Origin of the sequence: Streptomyces sp. NPDC002018 (genome assembly GCF_042890865.1) — a bacterium.
In the GTDB taxonomy this organism is placed as follows: domain Bacteria; phylum Actinomycetota; class Actinomycetes; order Streptomycetales; family Streptomycetaceae; genus Streptomyces.
The window spans coordinates 198,783-223,929 of sequence record NZ_JBIASO010000005.1; the positions used below are offsets into that span (position 1 = coordinate 198,783).

Genomic DNA, 25,147 nt, shown 5'->3' on the forward strand with positions numbered 1-25,147 from the left:
CTACTAGGACGTCCGAGCATTCCCGCATGCCGCGGCCCACGCTGATTATCGCGTGAACGCACAGCGGAGGAAACGGGTGAATGCGGCCCAATGGCTGAGGGGGTGGTACCCGGTGGCCGCACAGCACAGCCGCCGGGTTCCAGGACCCGGCGGCTGTAAGGAGTCGACGGGTCAGCTCGCCACGCGTACGGCGAGCGCGTCACCGATCTCGTCGGTCGTGCGCGCGGGAGCCGTCGCGTCCCGTGCGGCGAGGTCGGCCGCGACGGCCTCCTCGATCCGGACGGCCTCGGCGTCGAAGCCGAGATGACGCAGCAGCAGCGCGACGGAGAGGACCGTGGCCGTGGGGTCGGCCTTGCCCTGGCCCGCGATGTCCGGCGCCGACCCGTGGACCGGCTCGAACATGGACGGGAACGTACGGTCCGGATTGATGTTCGCGGACGCGGCCAGGCCGATACCGCCGGTCACGGCGGCGGCCAGGTCGGTGAGGATGTCACCGAAGAGGTTGTCGGTGACGATCACGTCGAAGCGCTGGGGCTGGGTGACGAAGAAGATCGTCGCGGCGTCGACATGCAGATAGTCGGTGGTGACCTCGGGGTACTCCCGGCCGACGCGGTCGAAGATGTTCTTCCAGAGGTGGCCCGCGTAGACGAGGACGTTGTTCTTGTGGACCAGCGTCAGCTTCTTGCGCGGACGGGCGGCGGCCCGCCGGTACGCGTCCCGGACGACCCGCTCCACCCCGTACGCCGTATTGAGGCTCACTTCCGTGGCCACCTCGGCGGGCGTACCGGTGCGCAGCGAACCTCCGTTGCCCGTGTACGGGCCCTCCGTGCCCTCGCGGACGACGACGAAGTCGATGTCCGGCCGGCCCGCCAGCGGCGTGGCCGTGTGGGGGAAGAGCTTCGACGGACGCAGATTCACATAGTGGTCGAAGGCGAACCGCAGCTTGAGCAGCAGCCCACGCTCCAGCACACCGGAGGGCACGGACGGGTCGCCGATCGCGCCCAGCAGGATCGCGTCATGGCCCTTGAGGGCCTCCAGCTCCGCGTCCGGGAGGGTCTCCCCGGTGCGGTGCCAGCGGCCCGCGCCGAGGTCGTACTCCTTGGTCTCCAGCTTCACGTCCTGAGGAAGGACGGAACTCAGGACCTTCAGGCCCTGGGCCACGACCTCCTGGCCGATGCCGTCACCGGGGATCACTGCGAGATTGATGCTGCGAGACATGTCGGCACCCTACCCGGCGTCCCATCCCATGACACGGTGCGTCCATTCCGTGGACAGAGCGCGTCTCGCCGCCGAGCGCGGGCCGCGTCACCGGCCGCCGGCCGCGTCCGTCACCCGTTCGACGCCCAGGATCCATCCGGACGCCACCCACCGGTGTCACGGTCTGACCATGGACACCCCTCGTGTCGGGATTCCCGGCCCGCTCGCCTCCCGTATGACCATGCCGGAACAGCATGAGTTCCTGCGCGGCCGGATCGGCCGGCGCGGGCTGCTCAGGGGCGGCACGCTGGTCGCGGGCACGGTCGCGGGCGCCGGGCTACTGGGTTCCAGCACGGCGCCCGCCGGGGCCTCCTCGGGCGGACCGGTCACCGGTCCGGCCCTGGTGCCCTCCCCGGTCACCGCCCGGGTGGACGGGTCGCTGGTCGCGCCCTTCGGGCGGCATCTCGCCTTCGGCTCCGACCCGAGGACACGGATGACGGTCTCCTGGCAGGTGCCGTTCCCGGTCCGCGAGCCCTTCCTGCGGGTGGGGCTGAAGCCCTGGGAGCTGAGCCGGCGGATCGAGGCGGAGGTACGGCCGCTGCACACACCGTCACTGTCGTCCGCGCTGCCCGCGGTGGACCAGTACTACCTGCATGTGGCACTGGAGCGGCTGCGCCCCGGGACCACGTACTACTACGGCGTGGGTCACGAGGGGTTCGACCCGGCGGACCCCCGCCGCTTCTCCACCCTCGGCACGTTCCGTACCGCGCCCGCCGCCGCCGAGCCCTTCGTGTTCACCGCCTTCGGCGACCAGGGCGTCTCGTACGACGCGCTCGCCAACGACCAGGTGATCCTGGGCCAGAACCCGGCCTTCCATCTGCACGCGGGGGATCTCTGCTACGCGGACAGCGGCGGCCGGGGGTCGCCGTCCGACGTGTACGACGCACGGGTCTGGGACCAGTTCCTCGCGCAGACCGAGACCGTGGCCTCGCGGGTGCCCTGGATGGTGACCACCGGCAATCACGACATGGAGGCGTGGTACTCCCCCGACGGCTACGGCGGCCAGAACGCGCGCTGGACCCTGCCGGACAACGGCCTCGACCCGGTGGGCTCGCCCGGCGTCTACACGTTCACCTACGGCAACGTGGGCGTGGTGGCGCTGGACGCCAATGACGTCTCCCACGAGATCCGGGCCAACACCGGACATACGGACGGCGCCCAGACACGCTGGCTGGACCGGCGGCTCGGGGAGCTGCGCGCGGACCCGGACCTCGACTTCGTCGTGGTCTTCTTCCACCACTGCGCGTTCTCGACGACCAGCGCGCACGCCTCCGACGGCGGTGTCCGCGAGGCATGGGTGCCGCTCTTCGACAAACACCGCGTCGATCTGGTCGTCAACGGCCACAACCATGTGTACGAGCGCACCGACGCCCTGCGCGGCGGCGCGGTCGGGCGCCGGGTGGACATCGGCGCGTCCGTCAGCTCCACGCGGGACGGGATCGTGTACGTGACGGCGGGCGGGGCGGGCAAGGCGCTGTACGGCTTTCCGGTGCCGGACAGCTACGAGGGCCACGAGGGCGGGGCCGACGAGGTGGAGAGCGTGCCCACCTACCACTGGGAGGCGGACGGCGCGAAGGCGCCCGAGACCGTGGAGTGGTCACGGGTGCGCTACACCGGCTTCTCCTTCCTCGCCGTCGAGGTGACGACGGGGAGCCGCCCGGAGCTGAGGGTCACCGCGCTCGCCGAGAGCGGCGAGCGGGTGGACCACTTCACCGTCACCCGCTGACCGCCCGGAAGGGAACGGCCTGCTCCCGCAGGGGAACGGCGCGACCCCTGGAGGGGAGCGGCGGGCGTGCCGGTGGTGTCAGTGCCGGGTGGTGTCAGTGCGCCGCGGTGTCAGTGCCGGGTGGTGTCAGTGCGCCGCGGTGTCAGTGCCGGGTGGTGTCAGTGCCGGGTGGTGTCAGTGCCCGGTCGAACCGCCGTTGTCCCTGCGGTCGAGGGCACGCTGGAGCGCGGCGGCGGCGTTCTTGCGGTCGGACTCGCTCGTGCGGGGAGTGTGACGGACGCGGCGGACGGTCGTCTCTGCCATGATGATCGACTCCTTGAGATAGCCCAGTCACGCGGCGGGGGGCGCGTGACGCATCTACGAGGTGCCGGAAGGGGCGGGGGGCGTGCGCCACAGGGGTTGCCTGCTGGGGGCGCCGGCCCACGACCGCCATTCGCTGGATGGAGCGAGACGTTCGGCTCTTCCACGCTAAGCGAGGGACGCCGCCCTGTCTCTATATTTACTCGGACTTCCTACTATCTGAGACGGCACCCACTCCGACCTGCGGCGTTCCCATCCGGCGTGCGACCCGAACGGACGGTTCCGTACCGAGCCCCCGGCCGTGCGCCCCCGTACCCCGGCCGCCCCCGACCGCCGCCGTTTCCGGCAGGGGCGCGGGGGCACCCGAGCAGCGGAGGTCAACCATGAACGCACGGACGATGTCACTCGGCGGGCGAGGCAAGGCGCGGCAGGCGGCGAACAGTTCGGCCATGGACGTGGCGGCCCGCTGGGGCTTCGCCGCGCGCGGGGTCCTGTATCTGCTCATCGGCGTGCTCGCGCTCCAGATCGCGTTCGGCGGGGGTGAGAACAAACAGGCGGACCGCGGCGGCGCCCTGGCGGAGGTGTCGAAGCAGCCGATGGGCTCCGTCGTGCTGTGGGCCCTGGGGTTCGGGCTGGCGGGCATGGCGCTGTGGCGGCTCTCCGAGGCGCTCTTCGGCGCGGCGGGTCCGGACGGGCACAAGGCGCACAAACGGCTGATGTCGGCGGCGCGGGCCGTCTTCTACGGATTCGTGGCCTTCTCGGTGCTGGCTTTCGCCGCCGGGGACGCCGGCAGCGGCAGCGGTTCCAGTGACCGGCAGTCCCAGGACGTCACGGCCAGGGCCCTGGAGTTGCCGGGCGGCCAGTGGATCGTGGGGATCGCCGGGGCCGGGATCGCGGTCGCGGGCGTGTGGATCGGGAGCCGCGCGGCCCTGCGGAAGTACCACAAGCATCTCAAGCTGAGCCGGATGTCCCGGCGGGAGAAGCAGTTCGTCGATGTGACCGGGGTGGCCGGCGGGGTGGCACGGGGTGTGCTCTTCGCCGCGGTGGGCGTGTTCGTCGTACGGGCGGCGATCGCGTACAGGCCGGACGAGGCCAAGGGCCTGGACGACACGCTGCGCTCCTTCGCCGGGAACCCGGCGGGTACCTGGCTGCTGGCGGCGGTCGCGCTCGGTCTGGCGCTGTTCGGGCTCTTCTCGTTCGCGATGGCGCGCCGGCGCAAGCTGTGAGCTCGCACGGGGCCAGACGCACGGGGTGAGCGCACGGGGTGAGCGCACGGGGTGAGCGCACGGGGTGAGCGCACGGGGTGAGAGCGGGCCACGGGAGCACTGACGGCCGGCCGTGGAACCGGTCGTGGAGCCGCCCCCGTACCGGCGAGGGGGACGCCGGTACGGGGGCGGGTCTGTGGGGGCGGAGCCGTCAGCCCATGTGCGGGTAGCGGTAGTCCGTCGGCGGGACCAGCGTCTCCTTGATGGAGCGCGTCAGCGTCCAGCGCATCAGGTTCTGCGGCGCGCCCGCCTTGTCGTTGGTGCCGGAGGCACGGCCGCCGCCGAAAGGCTGCTGGCCGACGACGGCACCGGTCGACTTGTCGTTGATGTAGAAGTTGCCGGCCGCGTACCGCAGCTTCGCCATGGCGTCGGCCGCGGCGGCACGGTCGCCGGCGATGACCGAACCGGTCAGCGCGTACGCCGAGACGGACTCCAGCTGGGCGAGCACCGCGTCGTAGTCGGCGTCGTCGTAGACGTGCACCGCGAGGATCGGGCCGAAGTACTCGGTCGTGAAGACCTCGTTCTCCGGGTCGGTGCAGACGATGACGGTGGGCCGGACGAAGTAGCCGACCGAGTCGTCGTACGTACCGCCCGCGACGATCGTGCAGGTCGGGTCGGCGGCCGCGCGGTCGATCGCGGCCTTGTTCTTGGCGAAGGCGCGCGCGTCGATGACGGCGCCGATGAAGTTGTCCAGATCGGTGACATCGCCCATGGCGATCCCGTCGACCTCGGCCGCGAACTCCTCCGCGAAGCCGTCGTGCCAGATCGACGCCGGTACGTAGGCGCGGGAGGAGGCCGAGCACTTCTGGCCCTGGTACTCGAAGGAGCCCCTGGTCAGCGCGGTCTTGAGGACGGCGCGGTCGGCGCTCGGGTGGGCGACGACAAAGTCCTTGCCGCCGGTCTCGCCGACGATGCGCGGGTAGGAGCGGTACTTCTCGATGTTGTTGCCGACCGTCTTCCACAGATGCTGGAAGGTCTTGGTCGAGCCGGTGAAGTGGATACCCGCCAGCTCGGGGTGGTTCAGGGCCACCTCGGAGACGGCGATGCCGTCGCCCGTCACCAGGTTGATGACGCCCTTCGGCAGTCCCGCCTCCTCCAGCAGCTCCATCAGCAGCACGGCGGCCAGCGTCTGGGTCGGGGAGGGCTTCCAGACCACGACATTGCCCATCAGCGCGGGCGCGGTGGGCAGATTGCCCGCGATCGCGGTGAAGTTGAACGGCGTGATCGCGTAGACGAAGCCTTCGAGCGGGCGGTGGTCGAGACGGTTCCAGACACCCGGCGAGTTGGCCACCGGCTGCTCGGCGAGCAGCTCACGGGCGTACGACACATTGAAGCGCCAGAAGTCGATCAGCTCACAGGGCGCGTCGATCTCGGCCTGCTGGGCGGTCTTCGACTGGCCGAGCATGGTGGCGGCGGCGATCGTCTCGCGCCAGGGGCCGGCGAGCAGTTCGGCGGCGCGCAGGATGATCGCGGCGCGGTCGTCGAAGGCCATCGCGCGCCAGCCGGGGGCCGCGGCGAGGGCGGCGTCGACCGCGTCCCGGGCGTCCTGCTCCGTGGCACCGGCGAAGGTGCCGAGCACGGCCCGGTGACGGTGCGGCTGTACGACATCGACGCGCTCGCCGCCGCCCATCCGCTTGACGCCGCCGATGGTCATCGGCAGGTCGGCGGGGTTCTCGGCCAGCTCCTTGAGCCTGACCTCCAGACGGGCCCGCTCGGGGGAGCCCGGCGCGTAGCCGTGCACCGGCTCGTTGACCGGCGCGGGGACCTGGGTCACAGCGTCCATGGTTGCCGAATCTCCTTCATCAGTAGATCAGTTGCGGTCGGGGGTTCAGCCGCGGCTGACCAGCGAACGCAGGAAGAACGCGAGGTTGGCGGGGCGCTCGGCGAGCCGGCGCATGAAGTAGCCGTACCAGTCGGTGCCGTACGCGATGTAGACCCGCATCCGGTGTCCCTCGGCCGCGAGCCGGTTCTGCTCGGCCTCGCGGATGCCGTACAGCATCTGGAACTCGTACTCGTCGGGCTTGCGGCCCGCGCGGTGCGCGCAGTCCTGGGCGATCGCGATGAGGCGCGGATCGTGGGAGCCGACCATCGGGTAGCCCGAGCCCTCCATCAGGATCCGCAGACCCCGGACATAGGCCCGGTCGACCTCGGCCTTGTCCTGGTACGCGACGGAGGCCGGCTCCTTGTAGGCGCCCTTGACCAGCCGTACGCGCGAGCCGGCCGCAGCGAGGGCCCGGCAGTCGTCCTCGGTGCGGAAGAGATACGACTGCACGACGGCGCCGGTCTCCGGGAAGCGCTCACGCAGCTCGCCGTGGATGGCGAGCGTCGAGTCGACGGTGGTGTGGTCCTCCATGTCGAGGGTGACCGTGGTGCCGATCGCGGCGGCGGCCTCGACCACGGCGGTGACGTTCTTCAGGGCGAGGTCGTGCCCGCCGGGGAGTGCCTGGCCGAAGGAGGAGAGCTTGACCGACATCTCGGCGCGGGCGCCCAGCTCCAGCGGGGCGAGCGCCTCGATCAGCCGGAGATACGCGTCACGGGCGAACAGGGCCTCGACCGGATCGGTGATGTCCTCGCCGAGCACATCGAGCGTGACCTCCAGCCCGCGGCCGGCCATGGCCTCGACGACCGGGGCCGTCTCCTCGATCGACTCACCGGCGATGAAGCGGTTCACCACGGGCTTGGTGACCGGGGCGGCCGACACGACACGGCGCATTCTGTCGCTGCGCGCGGCGGCGAGGATCACGGGACCCAGCACAGGGCACCTCCATGGTGAGATCGAGCAGGGCCGGGTCGGGGCGGGCCGGGAGGGCCGCTTCCGTACGGCACGGAGAACCACTGTGAAACCTAGGGACCGCTTCGATCCTCTGCCATCGACAGGTGTCACGCATCCGTGGCCGGGATCTCAGACACTTGTCTGAAGGCGGTGCGAGAATATGCGGATGAAGGGCGATTACCAGGAACTGGTCGACGAGATCACGGCGCTGCTCGGTGTCCCCACGACGCTGGAGAACCGGGATTTCGGGCTGATCGCCTTCGGCGCGCACGACAGCGACGACGACACGGCGATGGACCCGGTCAGGACGCGCTCGATCCTGACCAGGAAGTCCACCCCGGCGGTACGGGCCTGGTTCGAGGGCTTCGGCATCACCCGGGCGAAGGGCCCGGTCCGTATCCCGGCCGCCCCGGACGCGGGCGTCTTCCGCGGCCGGATCTGTCTGCCCGTACGGCACCGGGGCGGGGTGCTCGGGTACGTATGGCTGCTCGACGACTCCGACCCGGGCCCCAGCGACTCCCGGTTGGCCGCGGCCATGGAGGTGACGGCCCGGATCGGCGACCTGCTCGCCGAGGAGGCGAAGGCGGGCGCGGACCTGGCCCGCGAGCTGCGCGCGGTGCTCACGGCGGGGCCGGGCTGGCAGCGCGACATGGCCCTGGCCACCCTGCGCACGGCGCTGGGCCCGAGCGCGGACGGTCCGCATGTCCTGCTGTGCGTGGCGCCCTGGCGGCTGGAGGAGCCCTCGCTGCGCGCCGTCCCGGGCACGGCGGCCCTGTGCACGCTGCCGTATCCGGGGGCGGACCCGCGGTCGCCTTCGGCCGGCCTGAGCGGCGGGACCGGACGCCCCGGCCGTACGGTCCGGTCCCACGGGCCCGCGACGGCCGGCCGCACGAGCGCGTACGAGCCCGCCCGTGCACCCGGTCCCGACGAGCCGGCCGGCCGGACTCCCCGGGGCACACCTAGCGGCGGGCACGGCGGCGGGCACGGCGGCGGGGAAGCATCCGCGCGGCGGACGGACCTGGCGCCCCCGCACGGCCCCTCGCCCGCCGCCGATCCGTACGGCCACCGGGCGTACGACGGTCCGGCCGGTCCGCCCGCCCGGACACCCCGGGGCGGGACGGCCGGGCACCCCGCCGGCCCGCCCCCCGCGGACGCCCCGGCCGGGCGGACTCCTCCCGGCGGGCCCACCGGTCCCCCGGCGGCCCCCGAGGCGGTGGCCGGGTGGCGGACCGGCGACGCGTCCGGCACGGCGGCGGATCAGGGCGACGGGGAGGGCCCCGAGGCGGTGGCCCTGCTCGTACGGCTGCGCTCGGCGGACGCGCTCGCGCCCGTCCTCGCGTCCGTGGCCCGGCTCTGCGCCAGCGCGGGCCCTGAGGTCGCCGCCGGCGTCTGCGCCCCGCGCCGGGGTCTGGCCGAACTGCCCGCCGCCTGGCGGGAGGCGGTCGCCTCCGCCCGTACGTCCCTGGCCCGGCCGCACACGGGCCCGGTGGCCGAGTGGACCTCGATCGGCCCGTACCGCCTGCTGACCGCGCTCCCCACCGGCCCGGATCCCGCGGTCCGCCCACTCCTGGCCCCGGCCCACGCCGAACTCGCCCACACCGCCGAGGTGTTCCTCGACCACGCGGGCCAGGCGGGCCGCACGGCCGCCGCCCTCGGCATCCACCGCCAGACGCTCTACTACCGGCTGTCCCGCATCGAACAGCTCACCGGCCTCGACCTCGACCAGGGCGAGGACCGCCTGCTGCTGCATATGGCCCTCAAATCCGCCCGCCTCTGACGGCCTCGGGGGCCGGGACTCCCCGACTCCCCGACTCCCCAACGCCCCGACGCCCCCGACGCGTTCGAGGCCCCCGACGCGATCGCCTGCCCCGGGCTGCGAGCGCCGCGAGCGCCGTCGCGGGCCAACTGCCGGGAGGGAGGCCGGAGTCGATGAGCGGAACCGGCCTGCGAACCGGCCGGTGAGGCCATCGAGCCAGGGAGACCGTCGAGGAGGCCGCACGGGCCCCCTCGCCGCACCGTCGGCACCGGAGACATGCGAGGGGCCCGGCTGCTGCCGGGCCCCTCGTCGTTCAGCCGGGCCCCCTGGCCCGGTCCGGCCGCTGCGGCCGGTGCGGCTCAGTCGGTCAGGTTCACCGAGCGGGCCGACGTCGCGCCGATCTCCTCCGCGATCTCGGCGAGCACGGACGGCGACACCGTGTCGTCGACGGTGAGCACGACCAGCGCCTCGCCGCCCTCCTCCACCCGGGAGACCTGCATCCCCGCAATGTTCTGTCCGGCCTCACCGAGGATCCGGCCGACCGTGCCGACCACACCGGGACGGTCCTCGTACCGCAGGACGACCATGTGGTCGGCCAGCGCCAGATCGATGTCGTAGTCGCCGATCGCGACGATCTTCTGAAGGTGCTTGGGGCCCGCCAGCGTGCCGGAGACCGCGACCTCCTCGCCGTCGGCGAGCGTGCCGCGCACGGTCACCACATTGCGGTGGTTCGGGGACTCGCTCGATGTGGTGAGCCGCACCTCCACCCCGCGCTCCTGCGCGAACAGCGGCGCGTTCACATAGGAGACCGTCTCGGCGACGACATCCTCGAACACGCCCTTGAGCGCGGAGAGTTCGAGCACCTTCACATCGTGCTGGGTGATCTCGCCGTACACCTCGACATCGAGACGGACCGCGACCTCGCCCGCCAGGGCGGTGAAGATACGGCCCAGCTTCTCGGCGAGCGGCAGCCCCGGCCTGACGTCCTCGGCGATGACCCCGCCCTGGACATTGACCGCGTCCGGGACCAGCTCACCGGCGAGGGCGAGCCGCACGGACCTGGCGACCGCGATACCCGCCTTCTCCTGGGCCTCGTCGGTGGACGCGCCGAGGTGCGGGGTGCAGACGACCTGGTCGAACTGGAACAGCGGGGAGTCCGTGCAGGGCTCCTTCGCGTACACGTCCAGCCCCGCGCCGGCGACCCGGCCCTCCTTGAGGGCGGAGGCGAGCGCCTCCTCGTCCACGATCCCGCCGCGCGCGGCGTTGACGATCCGTACCGTCGGCTTCACCTTGTGCAGCGCCTCGTCGCCGATCAGCCCCAGCGTCTCGGGGGTCTTCGGCAGATGCACGGTGATGAAGTCGGAGACCTCCAGCAGCTCGTCCAGCGTCAGCAGCTTGACGCCCATCTGCGCGGCACGGGCCGGCTGTACGTAGGGGTCGTAGGCGACGATCTTCATCCCGAAGGCGGACATGCGCTGGGCGACCAGCACACCGATCCGGCCCAGGCCCACCACGCCCAGCGTCTTCTCGCTCAGCTCGACGCCCGTGTACTTGGAGCGCTTCCACTCGCCGTTCTTGAGGGCGGTGTTCGCCTGCGGGATATTGCGCGCCGTGGCGACCAGCAGGCCGCAGGCCAGCTCGGCGGCGGTGACGATATTGGAGGTCGGCGCGTTGACGACCATCACGCCGGCCTTGGTGGCGGCGGAGACATCGACATTGTCGAGGCCGACCCCGGCGCGGGCGACCACCCGGAGCTTCGGGGCCGCGGCGACCGCCTCGGCGTCGACCTTGGTCGCGGAACGGACGAGAATGGCGTCCACATCGGCGATGGCGGGCAGCAGCTCCGCGCGGTCGGCGCCGTTGCAGTGCCGGATCTCGAAGTCCGGACCGAGCGCGTCGACAGTGGCGGGCGAAAGCTCTTCGGCGATGAGTACGACAGGTTTCGAGCTCACGTGAGTCCTCACAAGTCCCATTGCGGACGGCCGTCCCGACGGCCGCAGGCGGTGGAGGGGTCCTAGGGCGTGCCCGGTCGGACAGGACCTAGCCGCGTGGAAGACGCACGACGCTGTGGGCCTGACGCGTATGTGTGAGCAGTCTAGTGCTGTCACGGGGCGTGTGATCCGCCCGCGCGAGAGGATCACTCATACGTGCGGTCCCGCGTCGTCGTGCGTGCGGACGGCCCCGGTCCGGGCGGACCGGGGCCGTCCCCGCGCGGTGTTACGCGTCGTCGTTGTCGACCCAGCTCATGAGCTTGCGCAGCTCGGCGCCGGTGGTCGCCAGCAGGCTGTCGCTGTCGGCCTTCTTGTACTCGTTGTACTTCTTCAGACCGCCGTGGTACTCGTCCATCCAGTTCTTGGCGAACGTACCGTCCTGGATCTCGCCCAGGATCTTCTTCATCTCGACCTTGGTCTGGTCGTTGATGATGCGCGGGCCGCTGACGTAGTCGCCCCACTCGGCGGTCTCGGAGACCGACCAGCGCATCTTCTCCAGACCGCCCTCGTACATCAGGTCCACGATCAGCTTCAGCTCGTGGAGGCACTCGAAGTACGCGATCTCCGGCTGGTAGCCGGCCTCGGTCAGCGTCTCGAAGCCCGCCTTGACCAGCGCGGCGGTACCGCCGCAGAGCACCGCCTGCTCACCGAACAGGTCGGTCTCGGTCTCCTCCTTGAACGTCGTCTTGATCACGCCGGCGCGGGTGCCGCCGATGCCCTTCGCGTACGAGAGGGCCAGCGCGAAGGCGCTGCCGGAGAAGTCCTGCTCGACGGCGGCGATACACGGAACGCCGCGGCCCTCCTCGTACTGGCGGCGGACCAGGTGACCGGGGCCCTTGGGGGCGACCATCGCGACATCGACATTGGCCGGCGGCTTGATGAAGCCGTAGCGGATGTTGAGGCCATGGCCGAAGAAGAGGGCGTCGCCGTCCTTCAGATTGTCCTTGATGGACTTCTCGTAGACCTCGGCCTGGATCGGGTCCGGCACCAGGATCATGATGACGTCGGCCTCGGCGGTGGCCTCTGCGGGCGTCACCACGCGCAGGCCCTGCTCCTCGGCCTTGGCCCTGGACGTGGAGCCCTCGTGCAGGCCGACCCGGACATCGACACCCGAGTCACGGAGCGACAGCGCGTGGGCGTGGCCCTGGCTGCCGTAACCGATGACCGCGACCTTGCGGTTCTGGATGATGGACAGGTCGGCATCGTCGTCGTAGAACAGCTCGGCCACTGGGTCTTCTCCTTGGTGTGCACTTCTGTGTATTCGCAGCTTGCGTCCCACCGTACGGCGGGGCGGGCGGGGGCGGTCTTCCGGTCTCGCCATGCGAGCCGGACCCCGGGTGGACGGACGGGCTGAGCGGGCTACGCGCTGCGGTCGAGCGCCCGCAGGCTGCGGTCCGTGATGGACCGCGCGCCACGCCCTATGGCGATCGTCCCGGACTGCACCAGCTCCTTGATGCCGAACTGCTCCAGCATCTTGAGCATGGCGTCGAGCTTGTCACTCGATCCGGTGGCCTCGATCGTGACGGCCTCGGGTGAGACATCGACGGTCTTGGCGCGGAAGAGCTGGACGATCTCGACGATCTGGGAGCGGGTCTCGTTGTCGGCGCGGACCTTCACCAGGACGAGCTCGCGCTGGATCGCGGCGCCGGGCTCGAGTTCGACGATCTTGAGGACGTTCACCAGCTTGTTGAGCTGCTTCGTCACCTGCTCCAGGGGCAGTTCCTCGACATTGACCACGATGGTGATGCGGGAGATGTCGGGGTGCTCGGTGACACCGACGGCGAGGGAGTCGATGTTGAAGCCGCGGCGGGAGAACAGGGCGGCGATCCTGGCGAGGATACCGGGGGTGTTCTCCACCAGAACGGAGAGCGTGTGCCTGGTCATGTGTCGGTCTCTCTCTCGGGCTCTCGGTCTCTCGTGCTCTCGTTCCGGCTCAGTCGTCCGCGTTGTCGCCGAAGTCGGGGCGGACACCCAGCGCGGCCATGACCTCGTCGTTGGAGGTGCCTGCGGCGACCATCGGCCACACCTGGGCGTCCTCGTGGACGATGAAGTCGACCACCACGGGGCGGTCGTTGATCGCGTTCGCCTTGGCGATGACCGCGTCCAGCTCCTCGGGCGACTCGCAGCGCATCGCGACACAGCCCATGGCCTCGGAGAGCTTCACGAAGTCGGGGACGCGGGTGCCACCGGTGGGGCCGCCCTCCGTCGTCTCCTGGCCCGAGTGCAGGACGGTGTTGGAGTAGCGCTGGTTGTAGAAGAGGGTCTGCCACTGGCGGACCATCCCCAGCGCGCCGTTGTTGATGATCGCGACCTTGATCGGGATGTTGTTGAGCGCGCAGGTGGTCAGTTCCTGATTGGTCATCTGGAAGCAGCCGTCGCCGTCGATCGCCCAGACCGTACGGTCGGGCCGGCCCGCCTTGGCGCCCATGGCGGCCGGGACGGCGTATCCCATGGTCCCCGCGCCGCCGGAGTTGAGCCAGGTGGCGGGCTTCTCGTAGTCGATGAAGTGCGCGGCCCACATCTGGTGCTGGCCGACGCCCGCGGCGTAGATGGTGTCCTCCGGGGCGAGCTGGCCGATGCGCTGGATGACCTGCTGCGGGGAGAGGCTGCCGTTCGCGGGCTGCTCGTAGCCGAGCGGATAGGTCTCGCGCCAGCGGTTGAGATCCCGCCACCAGGCGCTGTAGTCCCCCACCCGGCCCTCGGTGTGCTCGGCCTGGACGGCCTGGACCAGATCGGCGAGGACCTCACGCGCGTCGCCGACGATCGGCACGTCGGCGGCGCGGTTCTTGCCGATCTCGGCCGGGTCGATATCGGCGTGGACGATCTTGGCGTACGGGGCGAAGCTGTCGAGTCTGCCGGTGACGCGGTCGTCGAAGCGGGCACCCAGGGCGATGATCAGATCGGCCTTCTGGAGCGCGGTGACGGCGGTGACCGAACCGTGCATGCCCGGCATTCCCACATGCAGCGGGTGGCTGTCGGGGAAGGAGCCCAGCGCCATCAGGGTGGTGGTGACGGGGGCGCCGGTCAGCTCCGCGAGGACCTTCAGCTCGGCGGTCGCGCCGGCCTTGATGACTCCGCCGCCGACATAGAGCACCGGCCGCCTGGCCTGGGTGATCAGCTTGGCGGCCTCACGGATCTGCTTGGCGTGCGGCTTGGTGACCGGGCGGTAGCCGGGCAGGTCGTGGGTGGGCGGCCAGCTGAAGGTCGTACGGGCCTGGAGCGCGTCCTTGGCGATGTCGACCAGGACGGGGCCCGGACGGCCGGTGGAGGCGATGTGGAAGGCCTCCGCGATGGTGCGCGGGATGTCCTCGGCCTTGGTGACAAGGAAGTTGTGCTTGGTGATCGGCATGGTGATGCCGCAGATGTCCGCCTCCTGGAAGGCGTCCGTCCCGATGGCCTTGCTGGCGACCTGGCCGGTGATCGCGACCAGCGGCACCGAGTCCATATGGGCGTCGGCGATCGGGGTGACCAGATTGGTGGCGCCGGGGCCCGAGGTCGCCATGCAGACGCCCACCCTGCCGGTGGCCTGGGCGTAACCGGTGGCCGCGTGGCCCGCGCCCTGCTCATGGCGGACCAGCACATGACGGACCCGGGTGGAGTCCATCATCGGGTCGTAGGCGGGCAGGATCGCACCGCCGGGGATGCCGAATACCGTGTCGGCGCCCACTTCCTCGAGCGAACGGATGAGGGACTGCGCACCCGTGACGTGCTCAACGGAGGCGGAGGACGGTCCGCCGTTACGGGCCCGCGGTTGCGGATGGTGGGCCCCGGTGGCCTGCTCGGTCATCGGCATTCTCTTCTCGAAGCTGAGGGTTTTTGCGAGGTTTGTGGTGTGCCGGTGCAACAAAAAACCCCTCGTGCCGTGAGGCAAGCGAGGGGAGCGCGTCGGTGCGGTCTGCAGAGCGGGATACGGAGCTCTGCTTCAGCCGACGCGCTGTCCAAGTACGAGAATTCGGGTGCGCATGGCTCAGACCCTCCCTCCGGCGCGCCCCGGCTGTCAAGTGGGTGGGATGGGAGTCTCATTATTTGAGCGGATCGAGGGGACGCGGAATCCGGTCGGTGACCGGCTGACGAGGGTTTCTGACCGGCAGCGCGCTCCCGGTCAGGACGGGCCGGACGGCGCCGCCGCCCGGCAGCGTGTACGCGCCGCCCACCAGGGCCCGGCGCAGCCGGTACTCGTCGAGCGGCCCGGAGAAGGCCATCCCCTGGCCGTGGGTGCACCCCATGGCGCGCAGCGCGAGCACCTGCTCGGGCACATCCACGCCGTCGGCCACCGACTGGAGACCCAGATCGCCGGCGATCCTGAGCAGCCCCGCGGTGATCTTGTGCAGCCGGGCGGACTCCACGACGCCCTCCACCAGACCGCGGTCCAGTTTCAGTACGTCGACGGGGAGGCGCCGCAGCGCGTTTATCGCCGCGTAACCGCTGCCGAAGCCGTCGAGCGCGATCCGTACCCCGAGCCGGCGCAGCGCGACGAGCCGGCGCTCCAGCTCGTCCAGCGAGGCGCGCGGGTCGGTGTCGGCCAGCTCGATCACCAGATCCCCGGAGGCGAGTCCATGGCGGGTCAGCAGGGCCTCGATGGAGCCGAGCGGCATCGACCTGTCGAGCAGCCTGCGGGCCGGGAGCCGGACCGCCACGGGTACGGGATGGCCCTTTCTGGCGCGCTCCGCGGCCTGGGCGACGGCTTCTTCGAGCAGCCAGCGGGCGAGTTCCGCGGTGCGGTCGCTGTCGTCGGTGACGCGCAGGAACTCGGCCGGGGTGAAGAGGATGCCCTGGGCCGAGCGCCAGCGGGCCTGGGCGGCCACGGAGGAGACCCGGCCGGTGGCGAGATGGACCACGGGCTGGTGGAGCAGGGCGAACTCGCCGTCGTGGAGCGCGGTGCGCAGCCGGGCGGCCAGCTCCGTCCTGCGGACCACATCGGCCTGCATCTGGGGCGCGTACAGCTCGACGCGGTCCTTGCCGCCCGCCTTGGCGCGGTACATGGCGAGGTCGGCGTTGCGCATCAGATCGGTGGGGGTCGTGCCGGGCTCGGCGAAGGCGACACCGATGGAGGCGGCGACCCGGACATCGTTGCCGTCGATGCGGTAGGGCTGGGAGAGCTTGAGGCGCAGCCGGTCGGCGATCTCATGGACCTGGTACTCCCGGGCCCTGCGGTCGGTGCCGCCGTCGCCGAGGACGAGGGCCGCGAACTCGTCCCCGCCGAGCCGGGCGGCGGTGTCCCCGGCCCGTACGGACTCCTGGAGCCGGTGCGCGGCGAGGATCAGCAGCTCGTCCCCGGCCTGGTGGCCCAGACGGTCGTTGACGGCCTTGAAGCCGTCGAGGTCGATGAAGAGCACGGCGGTGCCGGCGTCGGTCGTACGGCGGCCGGACAGGGCCTGGCGCACCCGCTCGGTGAACAGGGCCCGGTTGGGCAGATCGGTCAGCGGGTCGTGCTCGGCGTTGTGCTGCAACTGCGCCTGGAGACGGACCCGTTCGGTGACGTCCCGGCTGTTGAAGATCAGCCCGCCCTGGTGGCGGTTGACGGTGGACTCCACATTGAGCCAGTCGCCGGTGCCCGACCTGAAGCGGCACTCGATGCGGGTGGTGGGCTCCTCCGAGGGGGGCGCGGCCAGGAATCTCCGCACCTCGTGGACGACGCGGCCGAGATCGTCCGGGTGGATGATCGAGGCGAGTTCGGCGCCGACGAGATCCTCGGCCTCGCGTCCGTACACCCCGGAGGCCGCGGGGCTGACATAGCGCAGTATCCCGGAGGGCGCGGCGATCATGATCACATCGCTGGATCCCTGGACCAGGGAGCGGAAGTGGTTCTCCTTCTGCGCCAGTTCATGGGTGAGGGCGATGTTGTCGATGAGCATGATGCCCTGGCGCACGACGAGGGCGAGTACGACCGTACAGCCCGTGAGGACCACCACCCGGTCCACCTGACGGCCCTCGATGACGTTGTAGAGGATTCCCAGGGTGCAGACCGCCGCCGCGAGATACGGCGTGATCGCGGCCAGGGAACCGGCGATCGGATGGCCGGAGGGGCGGCTCTGCCGGCTCGGGCGCGGCTGCGGGACGCTCTCGGGCGTCCGGCGCACGCCCCAGGGCGCGTAGGCGAGGAGCAGCGAGCCGGCGAACCAGCCGGCGTCCAGGAGCTGGCCCGAGCGGTAGGTCTCCCGCATGAGCGGCGAGGTGAACAGGGCGTCGCACAGCACCGTCAGAGCGAGGGCGGCGATCGCGGTGTTCACCGCGGAACGGCTGCCCGTGGAGCGCCGGAAGTGGAGGGCGAGGACCATGCTGACGAGCACGATGTCGAGCAGCGGATAGGCGAGGGACAGCGCCGCCTGGGTCACGCTCTCGCCGCTGACCCGGGTGGTGCGCGCCAGGGCCAGGCTCCAGGAGAGGGTGAGCAGCGAGCCGCCGATCAGCCAGGAGTCCAGCGCGAGACAGAGCCAGCCGGCCCGGCTGACCGGGCGCTTGGCGAGGACGAGCAGGCCCACGATGGCGGGCGGCGCGAAGCAGAGGAAGAAGAGGTCGGCGAGGGAGGGGCTGGGCACCGGCCTGCCCAGGACGAATTCGTACCAGCCCCAGACCGCGTTGCCGCCGGCGGCCATCGCCGAGGAGAACGAGAACAGCAGCCAGGCGGGCCGGAAGGGGCCGCCCCGGACGCGTGCGTAGAGGAAGCAGGAGACGGCGGCGATCAGGGCGGCGAGGCTCAGCCCGAAATCCCCCATGAAGAGGGCCAGTTTCTCCGAGCCCCAGCCGAGCGCGGCCCCGGTCGCGTATCCCCCGCAGATCAGGGCGAGGAGAAGCTGTGCCAGCAGCGCCGTGCCGCTGCCGGGGACCGACCGCCGGCCGAGGAACACGCCCTCGGCGCTCACCGGATCGCTCCAGGACGCTTCGCTGTCACCGCCGAGGGGGCCGGCCTGCGCACCGGGGTGTCCGGAGGTCGCCGCCGGCGTCCCTGCCGCGTCGGATCGTTGGTCCATCGGCTGTACATCGCCCGTCGCCCCCCTCGGATTCTGGTCGCTCCGCCGCGCCGCTCCGGACATGGAGCAGCCCCCAGATCGGGACGATACACCAGTCTCGTCACTCAGGGACATAGTTCTTCTACTCTCCATGACGACCTGGGCGGTTGTCGGCCACGAGGGTGTCCGGACGGCTGCGGAGCGTGTCCGATGACCGGCGCGCGGACGGTCAGGGGGTGCTTCCGCGGGGGTTCATCCGGTGACGAGGACGGTGTTGCGCAGTTCCTCCCCGGTGGCGAACCGGGTGAGCTGGTCGACCAGCAGACGCTTGGCACGCGGCAGGAACGCCGAGGTGGACCCGCCGACGTGGGGGCTGACGAGGACACCCGGAGCATGCCAGAGCGGATGCCCCGCGGGGAGGGGTTCCGGGTCGGTGACATCGAGAGCGGCCGTGATCCTTCCGCTTTTCGTCTCCGCGAGCAGCGCCTCAGTGTCGACGACGGGGCCGCGCGCCATGTTCACCAGCAGGGCGCCGTCCTTCATCCGGGCCAGGAACTCGGTTCCCACCAGGCCTTTCGTGCTTTCGGTGAGCGGTGTCGACAGGATCACCACATCGGCGTCCGGCAGCAGCGCGGGCAGCTCGGTGAACGCGTGGACCGCACCGCGCTCCGTAGTGCGTGCGGAGCGCGCGACGCGCGCCACCCGCGCGCACTCGAAGGGCGCGAGCCGGTCCTCGATGGCGGCGCCGATCGATCCGTATCCGACGATCAGCACGGACCGGTCGGCGAGCGCGGGGTAGAAGCCCGAGCGCCATTCCTCCCGCTCCTGTCCCCGGACGAAGCCGGGGATGCCGCGCAGGGAGGCGAGGACGAGCGCGAGGGTGAGTTCGGCGGTACTGGCCTCGTGGACGCCCCGGGCGTTGCAGAGCCGCACCCCGGCGGGCAGCGAGCCGAGCCCGGGGGTCACATGGTCGGTTCCCGCCGAGAGGGTCTGGACGACGCGTACCGAGGTCATCGCGGCGAGCGGCCGTATCGCGATCTCCGGGCCCTTCATGTACGGGACGACGTAGAAGGCGCAGTCGGCCGGGTCGGCGGGGAAGTCCTGGGTGCCGTCCCAGAGGCGGAGGCGGAGCCCCGGGGGAAGGCCGTCGATCTCCTCGGCCGGAAACGGGAGCCACACGTCTGAAGTCATGGTCAGGAGGCTATGCGAAGCGCGTCGGACCGATGAGGTTAGCTTGAGGACGGCACAGGGAGGGGTAACGGCGTTGGAGCGCAGGACAATCGGTGCGGCGGCGCTGGACGTGGGAGCGGTCGGGCTGGGCTGTATGCCGATGCACTGGGCCTACACCGGCTCGCAGCAGCGCGGTGACCGTTCGCTCCGTACGGTGCACGCGGCGCTCGACGCCGGGACGACCCTGCTCGACACGGCGGACATGTACGGGCCGTTCACCAATGAACTGCTGCTGGGGCGGGTACTCGGACAGCGGCGCGCGGACGCCTTCGTCTCGACCAAGTGCGGGCTGCTCGTGGGCGATCAGCACATCGTCGCCAACGGCAGCCCCGGATATGTGCGGCGGGCCTGTGACGCCTCGCTGCGGCGGCTCCAGACCGATGTGATCGATCTCTACCAGTTGCACCGCGCCGATCCCGAGATACCGGTCGAGGAGACATGGGGCGCGATGGCGGAACTGGTGGGCGCCGGGAAGGTACGGGCGCTCGGACTGTGCGCGGTCGGGGCGCGCGCGTCCCGGCGCAGATCCGGCGCGCATCTGCACGAGGCGACGATCCGGCAGTTGGAGCGGGTGCAGCAGGTCTTCCCGGTGAGCGCGGTGGAGGCGGAGCTGTCGGTGTGGTCGCCGGAGGCGCTGGAGCGGCTGCTGCCGTGGTGCGAGGCGCGCGGCGTGGGTTTTCTGGCGGCGATGCCGCTGGGCAACGGCTTTCTGACGGGCACGCTCACCCCTGGGCAGGGGTTCGAACCGGACGATCTGCGGGCGCGGCATCCTCGGTTCACGGCGGAGATGATGGCCGCGAACCAGCCGCTGGTGGCCGGGTTGCGGCGGATCGCCGGGCGGCACGGCGCGACTCCGGCGCAGGTGGCGCTGGCCTGGGTGCTCGGCCGGGGGCGTCATGTGGTGCCGCTGCCGGGGACGAAGCGGGAGCGGTGGGCCGTGGAGAACGCGGGCGCGGCCGAGGTGGAGCTGACGGCGCGGGATCTGGCGGAGATCGCGGCGCTGCCGCCGGCACGGGGGTCGTGGGACTGAGACGGCGGCGGATCCGCCGGCGGACGCCGCTGAGGACCTCCGTCGACGGACGCCGTCGGACGCCGTCGGACGCCGTCGGACTGCCGTCGGCCGGCCGCGGGGCATGGTGGGTCAGCGGGTCGGGCGGCGGGTCCCGGGCGATGGGTTGCCTGCGGCGGCCTGCGGGCCGGCGGGCCGGCGGGCCGCTGATTGGCCGGATCCGTTCGATCGGCCATGAGTACGCCGTCGGCGGGAACCCGAGCCGGGGCGGCGGTGTATGAACAGGGGAAGCGCGCCGTCAGTTCGAGCGCCGTCGTCGAAGGGATCGGAACCGTGCATCGTTCAGCTGTGACGGCCGTGGGGGCCGCTGCCGCTCTTCTCGTGGTCACCGGATGTTCCTCCGACGGCGGGACCGGTCCCGGGCCGGGGCGGCCCGCGGCGTCGAGTCCGGCGGCCTCGCCCGGGAGCGGGACGCCCAGCCCGCCGGCCGCGCCCGCGAAGGGCTCGGTGAAGGTGGTGTCGACCCTGACCGAGGGGCTGAACTCGCCCTGGGGGCTGGCCGCCCTGCCCGACGGCGATCTCCTGGTCTCCTCGCGCGACGAGGGGACGATCACCCGGGTCGACGCGGAGAACGGGAAGAAGAGCCTGGTCTCGACGGTGCCGGGGGTCTCCTCGGCGGGCGAGGGCGGGCTGCTCGGGATCGCCCTCTCCCCCACCTTCGGCGCGGACCGTCTGGTGTACGCGTACTTCACCACCGAGTCGGACAACCGCATCGCCCGGATGCTGTACGACGGGAAGAAGCCCGCGGGGCAGCAGCTCGGCGCGCCCGACACGGTGCTGCGCGGTATCCCGAAAGGCACCATCCACAACGGCGGGCGGATCGCCTTCGGCCCGGACGGAATGCTGTACGCGGGTACGGGGGAGAGCGGGGACGGGCAGCTCGCCCAGGACCGGAAATCCCTCGCCGGCAAGATCCTCCGGATGACTCCCGACGGACAGCCCGTCCATGGCAATCCCGAGCCGGATTCGGTCGTCTATTCCTATGGCCACCGCAATGTGCAGGGTCTGGCCTGGGATTCCGGGAAACGCCTCTGGGCCTCGGAGTTCGGTCAGAACACCTGGGACGAGCTGAATCTGATCGAGCCCGGGAAGAATTACGGCTGGCCGGACGCCGAGGGAAAGTCCGACCGGCCGGGCGTGGTCAGTCCCGTCGCGGAGTGGCCGCCGAGCGAGGCCTCACCCAGCGGGATCGCCTTCGCGGAGGGCTCCATCTGGCTGGCGACCCTGCGCGGTGAGCGGCTGTGGCGCGCTCCGCTGGCGGGACGGGAATTGGCGGCACCACCCCAGGCGTTCCTCGTAGGCGAGTACGGCCGCCTGCGCACCGTGCTTTCCACGGGTGGCGGCACGGTGTGGCTGGTGACCAACAATACGGACGGCCGGGGCACGCCGAAGCCGGGGGACGACAGAATCCTCCGGCTGGAGGTCTCCTGAACGGGGCCCGGCACCAGGTAGTGGGACGGTGAGTTGTCTGTGTTCAACATGATCGAAGAGATCTTCGCTCCGGGCCGCAAGCACACCGACGACGAGCAGAAGCGGCTGGAAGTCAGCCGGGTGGACGTCGATGACAACGATCCGGGCCGGGGCCCGATAGACCTCGCCTCCGGAAAGGTCACGATCAGGGTCCCGGCGCCGGCCGAGGACTGACCACAGAGGACTGACCACCGAGGACTGGCCCCGGAGGACTGGCCCCCGAGGACTTGCCTGAGCCGTCCCCGCGCGGGGACGGCCCTCAGGAACGCGCGGAGGCGTCCGCCGGGTCGGGGAAGAGACGGAGGCGGTGGGAGAGAGCCGCGGCCTCCGTACGCCCGGAGACACCCAGTTTGGCCAGGATGTTGGAGACATGGACGCTCGCGGTCTTGGGTGAGATGTACAGCTCCTCGGCGATCCGGCGGTTGCTGTGACCGGCGGCGACAAGGCGCAGGACGTCCTGTTCCCGGGGGGTAAGCCCCAGGGAGCGGGCCGGGTCGGGGACGGGCCGCGGGGCCGCGCGCTCCACGGCCCCGCCTGCGGCGCCCGGGAGGCCGAGGCGTGCCCGTCCCGCGACCCGCGTGATGTCCTCGGCGAGGGGCCGGGCACCGAGCCGCAGGGCGGTGGTGTGGGCCTGGGCGAGCAGCCCGGCCGCTTCCGCCCGGCCGGCGTGGGCGTCCAGAAGGGCCGACGCCCGGCGCAGACGGGCGAGTGCCCGTTCGAAGGGACGGCCGGTCTCCTCGAAGGCGGCGACGACCCCCGCCCAGTGCTCCGGCGTCGCGGTGCCCTCCGCGCGGGCCAGTTCCGCGTCCAGCATGAGGCCGTACGCGCGCCAGACGGGCACCAGGGTGGGCAGCCGTCCGGCGTGGGAGCGGATGGCCGCGAGCACGGCCGGCCGGTCCTCCTCGGTGCCGGGCAGTCCCCGGGTGTCCGCCTCCGTCGCCGCCGCCGCGCACAGCAGCGGCAGCGCGTACCGCTGGGTGCCCGGCGGGAAGCCCTGCTCGGCGATCCGCTCGAACTCGGCCCTGGCGTCGGCGGGCACGCCCCGCCGTGCGGCGATCCCCATCATCAGCCGGGCCGGTGTGATGAAGTGCTGCGGCTGCGGGTCGTGCGTGCCGACGAGGGCCCGGGTCAGCTCCACCTGGCGCTGTGCCTCGTCGAGTTCACCGCGGGTCAGGGCCAGCTCGGCCCGGCACACGGCGACGACCCCGCGCGCCTTGTGGGAGTGGGCGAGTCCGGCGGCGATGTCGAGGACGGCGTCCGCCTCGGACCAGCGGCCCAGCGAGTGGAGCGAGTGGGCCTGGTTCCCCCGTACCCAGGCCTCCGTGTCGGCGAGGCCGCGCTGATGGGTGACGGCGATGCCCCGGTCCGCGGCGGCCACCGCCTCCTCCGAGCGGCCCATGCCCTCCAGCGTGGACGGCAGATTGATGCTGGCCCGGCCCAGGACCCCGACCGCCCCCAGGGCGTCGGCCCGGTCCCGCACCGCGTACATCTCCGCGAGGCCCTCCTCGACGTCCCCGGCGTCGGCGGTGAGCCAGCCGCGGGTGAGGCGGGCGTGCAGTCCGGTGTGTTCCGCGCCGACGAGCCGGGCGTACTCCACGGCGCGGTTGGCGGCGACCAGGCTGTCGGGTCCCGGCCGGTGCAGCGCGCCCCACGCGGCGACACTGGCGAGGACCTCCGCGTGCACGGCGGACGGCTGGAGCCCGCGTACCAGCTCCTGCGCGGTGGCCAGCTCCTGCCAGCCGTCGCCGCGCGTGAGCTCCTGCATCATCTTGGAGCGCTGGATCCAGAACCACGCGGCGCGCAGCGGGTCCTGCTCCCCGTCCTCGCCGTCCAGGGCCCGGAGGGCCTTCTTGGCTATCGCGAGGGCGCGTTCCCGCTCGCCGCCGAGCCGCGCCGCGACCGTCGCCTCCGCCATCAGGTCCAGATACGTCAGCGGGGCCGGGTCGCGCCCGCAGAGGGGATAGACCTCGGTGTCGGCGTCGTCCGGTGGCCGCAGGGTGTCACGCACGCTCCCGGGGGCGTCGTCCCACAGCTCCATCGCCCTTTCCAGCAGCCGCAGTTGCTCGGAGTAGGCGTAGCGCCGCCGTGCCTCCACAGAGGCTCTCAGAACGGCGGGAAGGGCCTTCGCGACATCGTGCGCGTGGTACCAGTGGCTGGCCAGCCGTGTGGTGCGCTCATCGGCCCGTACGAGCGAGGGATCGGCCTCCAGCACCTGAGCGTAGCGGCGGTTGAGCCGGGAGCGCTCGCCGGGGAGCAGATCGTCGCTGACCGCCTCGCGCACCAGGGAGTGCCGGAAGCGGTAGCCGTCGCCGTCCTCCGTGGGCAGCAGGATATTGGCGCCGACAGCGGCCCGCAGGGCCTCGATCAGATCGTCCTCGGCGAGGCGGCCGACCGCCAGCAGCAGGGGGTACTCGACGGTGGTGCCGCCCTCGGCGACGATCCTGGCGACCCGCTGGGCGTCCTCGGGCAGCGCCTCGACCCTGACCAGCAGCAGATCGCGCAGGGAGTCGCTCAGTCCGGTGCCGCAGCCCGTCCCGAGGGAACAGGCCAGCTCCTCCACGAAGAAGGCGTTCCCGTCGGAGCGCTCGAAGATCTGGTCCAGCAGGGCCGGCTCCGGTTCGGCCGCGAGGATGCCGGTGAGCTGGCGCCGGACCTCGGCGCGGGTGAAGCGGGAGAGTTCGATGCGCCGTACGGACCGCAGCCGGTCCAGCTCGGCCAGCAGCGGCCGCAGCGGATGGCGGCGGTGGATGTCGTCGGCGCGGTAGGTGGCCAGCACGACGAGCCGGCCGCGGCGCAGCGCGCGGAACAGATAGGCCAGGAGATGGCGGGTCGAGGCGTCCGCCCAGTGCAGGTCCTCCAGGACGAGCACGACCGTACGGTCGGCCGCCAGCCGCTCCAGCAGCCGCGCGGTGAGTTCGAACAGCCGGGCCGTGCCGTCCTCGCCGAGCGCGCCCCGGTCGGAGCGGCCCAGCTCGGGCAGGATCCTGGCCAGCTCGTCCTGCTGGCCCTCGGCCGCCGCGGCCAGCTCGTCGGGCAACTGGCGGCGCAGCGAGCGCAGGGCGGTGGAGAAGGGCGCGAACGGCAGTCCGTCCGCGCCGATCTCGACGCATCCGCCGACCGCGACGACGGCCTTCCGCGCGCAGGCGACCTCGTGCAGCTCCTCGATGAGCCGGGTCTTGCCGACCCCGGCCTCACCGGCGATGAGCAGCGCCTGGGGCTCGCCCGCGGTGGCGCGGGCGAGCGCTTGGGTGAGCGCGGTCAGTTCACCGGCCCTGCCGACGAACACCGGGCTGACGGACCTGGTCTCCACAGGCCCGAGCATCGCACAGGCGTCCGACAACGCGGCACCCGTTATCGGGG

17 protein-coding genes are annotated in these 25,147 nt (G+C 71.7%); 6 read left to right on the forward strand and 11 right to left on the reverse strand.

Going from position 1 to position 25,147, the window contains the following annotated elements; all coding sequences use genetic code 11:
• Positions 1-171 precede the first annotated feature (171 nt).
• Positions 172-1,218, reverse strand: coding sequence for a 3-isopropylmalate dehydrogenase (locus ACFYYH_RS10425; protein ID WP_388548478.1), 1,047 nt, complete (start codon positions 1,216-1,218; stop codon positions 172-174).
• A gap of 169 nt (positions 1,219-1,387) precedes the next feature.
• Here ACFYYH_RS10425 and ACFYYH_RS10430 point away from each other — a divergent pair, with 169 nt between their 5' ends.
• On the forward strand, positions 1,388-2,983 hold the full coding sequence (locus ACFYYH_RS10430) for a fibronectin type III domain-containing protein (protein WP_388548481.1): 1,596 nt from the start codon (positions 1,388-1,390) through the stop codon (positions 2,981-2,983).
• A gap of 174 nt (positions 2,984-3,157) precedes the next feature.
• Here ACFYYH_RS10430 and ACFYYH_RS10435 read toward each other — a convergent pair whose 3' ends face one another.
• Positions 3,158-3,286 (reverse strand): hypothetical protein, encoded by a 129-nt coding sequence (locus ACFYYH_RS10435; protein ID WP_093602575.1) that lies wholly within the window; start codon positions 3,284-3,286, stop codon positions 3,158-3,160.
• Between the two features lie 380 nt (positions 3,287-3,666).
• Here ACFYYH_RS10435 and ACFYYH_RS10440 point away from each other — a divergent pair, with 380 nt between their 5' ends.
• Complete coding sequence (locus ACFYYH_RS10440; RefSeq protein ID WP_388548484.1) at positions 3,667-4,509, forward strand: DUF1206 domain-containing protein; 843 nt, start codon at positions 3,667-3,669, stop codon at positions 4,507-4,509.
• Positions 4,510-4,699: 190 nt separating this feature from the next.
• On the opposite strand, the gene pruA is transcribed toward ACFYYH_RS10440, so the two are convergent.
• Entirely contained in the window at positions 4,700-6,331 is a 1,632-nt protein-coding gene (gene pruA, locus ACFYYH_RS10445) for an L-glutamate gamma-semialdehyde dehydrogenase (protein WP_388548487.1), read from the reverse strand.
• Between the two features lie 45 nt (positions 6,332-6,376).
• Entirely contained in the window at positions 6,377-7,303 is a 927-nt protein-coding gene (locus tag ACFYYH_RS10450; protein ID WP_388548489.1) for a proline dehydrogenase family protein, read from the reverse strand.
• A 184-nt stretch (positions 7,304-7,487) separates the two neighbouring features.
• On the opposite strand from ACFYYH_RS10450, the gene ACFYYH_RS10455 reads away from it, so the two are divergent.
• Complete coding sequence (locus ACFYYH_RS10455; RefSeq protein WP_388548491.1) at positions 7,488-9,098, forward strand: PucR family transcriptional regulator; 1,611 nt, start codon at positions 7,488-7,490, stop codon at positions 9,096-9,098.
• A 338-nt stretch (positions 9,099-9,436) separates the two neighbouring features.
• On the opposite strand, the gene serA is transcribed toward ACFYYH_RS10455, so the two are convergent.
• The 6 genes from serA to ACFYYH_RS10485 all read right to left on the reverse strand — a co-directional run bounded on the left by serA (position 9,437) and on the right by ACFYYH_RS10485 (position 19,209).
• Positions 9,437-11,029, reverse strand: a complete 1,593-nt coding sequence (serA, locus tag ACFYYH_RS10460) for a phosphoglycerate dehydrogenase (RefSeq protein ID WP_388548494.1) — start codon at positions 11,027-11,029, stop codon at positions 9,437-9,439.
• A 265-nt stretch (positions 11,030-11,294) separates the two neighbouring features.
• Positions 11,295-12,389 (reverse strand): ketol-acid reductoisomerase, encoded by a 1,095-nt coding sequence (gene ilvC / locus ACFYYH_RS10465; RefSeq protein WP_388548497.1) that lies wholly within the window; start codon positions 12,387-12,389, stop codon positions 11,295-11,297.
• 38 nt (positions 12,390-12,427) lie between these two features.
• Entirely contained in the window at positions 12,428-12,952 is a 525-nt protein-coding gene (gene ilvN, locus ACFYYH_RS10470) for an acetolactate synthase small subunit (RefSeq protein ID WP_066945691.1), read from the reverse strand.
• 49 nt (positions 12,953-13,001) lie between these two features.
• Positions 13,002-14,855 carry an acetolactate synthase large subunit gene (locus ACFYYH_RS10475; RefSeq protein ID WP_388548500.1) on the reverse strand — a complete coding sequence of 618 codons (1,854 nt, stop codon included), beginning with the start codon at positions 14,853-14,855 and terminating at the stop codon, positions 13,002-13,004.
• Between the two features lie 235 nt (positions 14,856-15,090).
• Entirely contained in the window at positions 15,091-18,039 is a 2,949-nt protein-coding gene (locus tag ACFYYH_RS10480) for a putative bifunctional diguanylate cyclase/phosphodiesterase (protein ID WP_388548503.1), read from the reverse strand.
• 231 nt (positions 18,040-18,270) lie between these two features.
• Positions 18,271-19,209 carry a 2-hydroxyacid dehydrogenase gene (locus ACFYYH_RS10485; RefSeq protein WP_388548505.1) on the reverse strand — a complete coding sequence of 313 codons (939 nt, stop codon included), beginning with the start codon at positions 19,207-19,209 and terminating at the stop codon, positions 18,271-18,273.
• A gap of 73 nt (positions 19,210-19,282) precedes the next feature.
• Here ACFYYH_RS10485 and ACFYYH_RS10490 point away from each other — a divergent pair, with 73 nt between their 5' ends.
• From ACFYYH_RS10490 to ACFYYH_RS10500, 3 genes are all read left to right on the forward strand, one after another.
• Entirely contained in the window at positions 19,283-20,278 is a 996-nt protein-coding gene (locus ACFYYH_RS10490) for an aldo/keto reductase (RefSeq protein ID WP_388548508.1), read from the forward strand.
• Positions 20,279-20,590: 312 nt separating this feature from the next.
• A complete protein-coding gene (locus ACFYYH_RS10495) occupies positions 20,591-21,748 on the forward strand; it encodes a PQQ-dependent sugar dehydrogenase (RefSeq protein ID WP_388548511.1) in 1,158 nt (385 codons plus the stop codon).
• A 48-nt stretch (positions 21,749-21,796) separates the two neighbouring features.
• Positions 21,797-21,961, forward strand: coding sequence for a DUF6191 domain-containing protein (locus ACFYYH_RS10500; protein WP_237539716.1), 165 nt, complete (start codon positions 21,797-21,799; stop codon positions 21,959-21,961).
• Between the two features lie 85 nt (positions 21,962-22,046).
• Here ACFYYH_RS10500 and ACFYYH_RS10505 read toward each other — a convergent pair whose 3' ends face one another.
• Complete coding sequence (locus tag ACFYYH_RS10505; protein ID WP_388548514.1) at positions 22,047-25,109, reverse strand: AAA family ATPase; 3,063 nt, start codon at positions 25,107-25,109, stop codon at positions 22,047-22,049.
• Between the last annotated feature and the right edge of the window lie 38 nt (positions 25,110-25,147).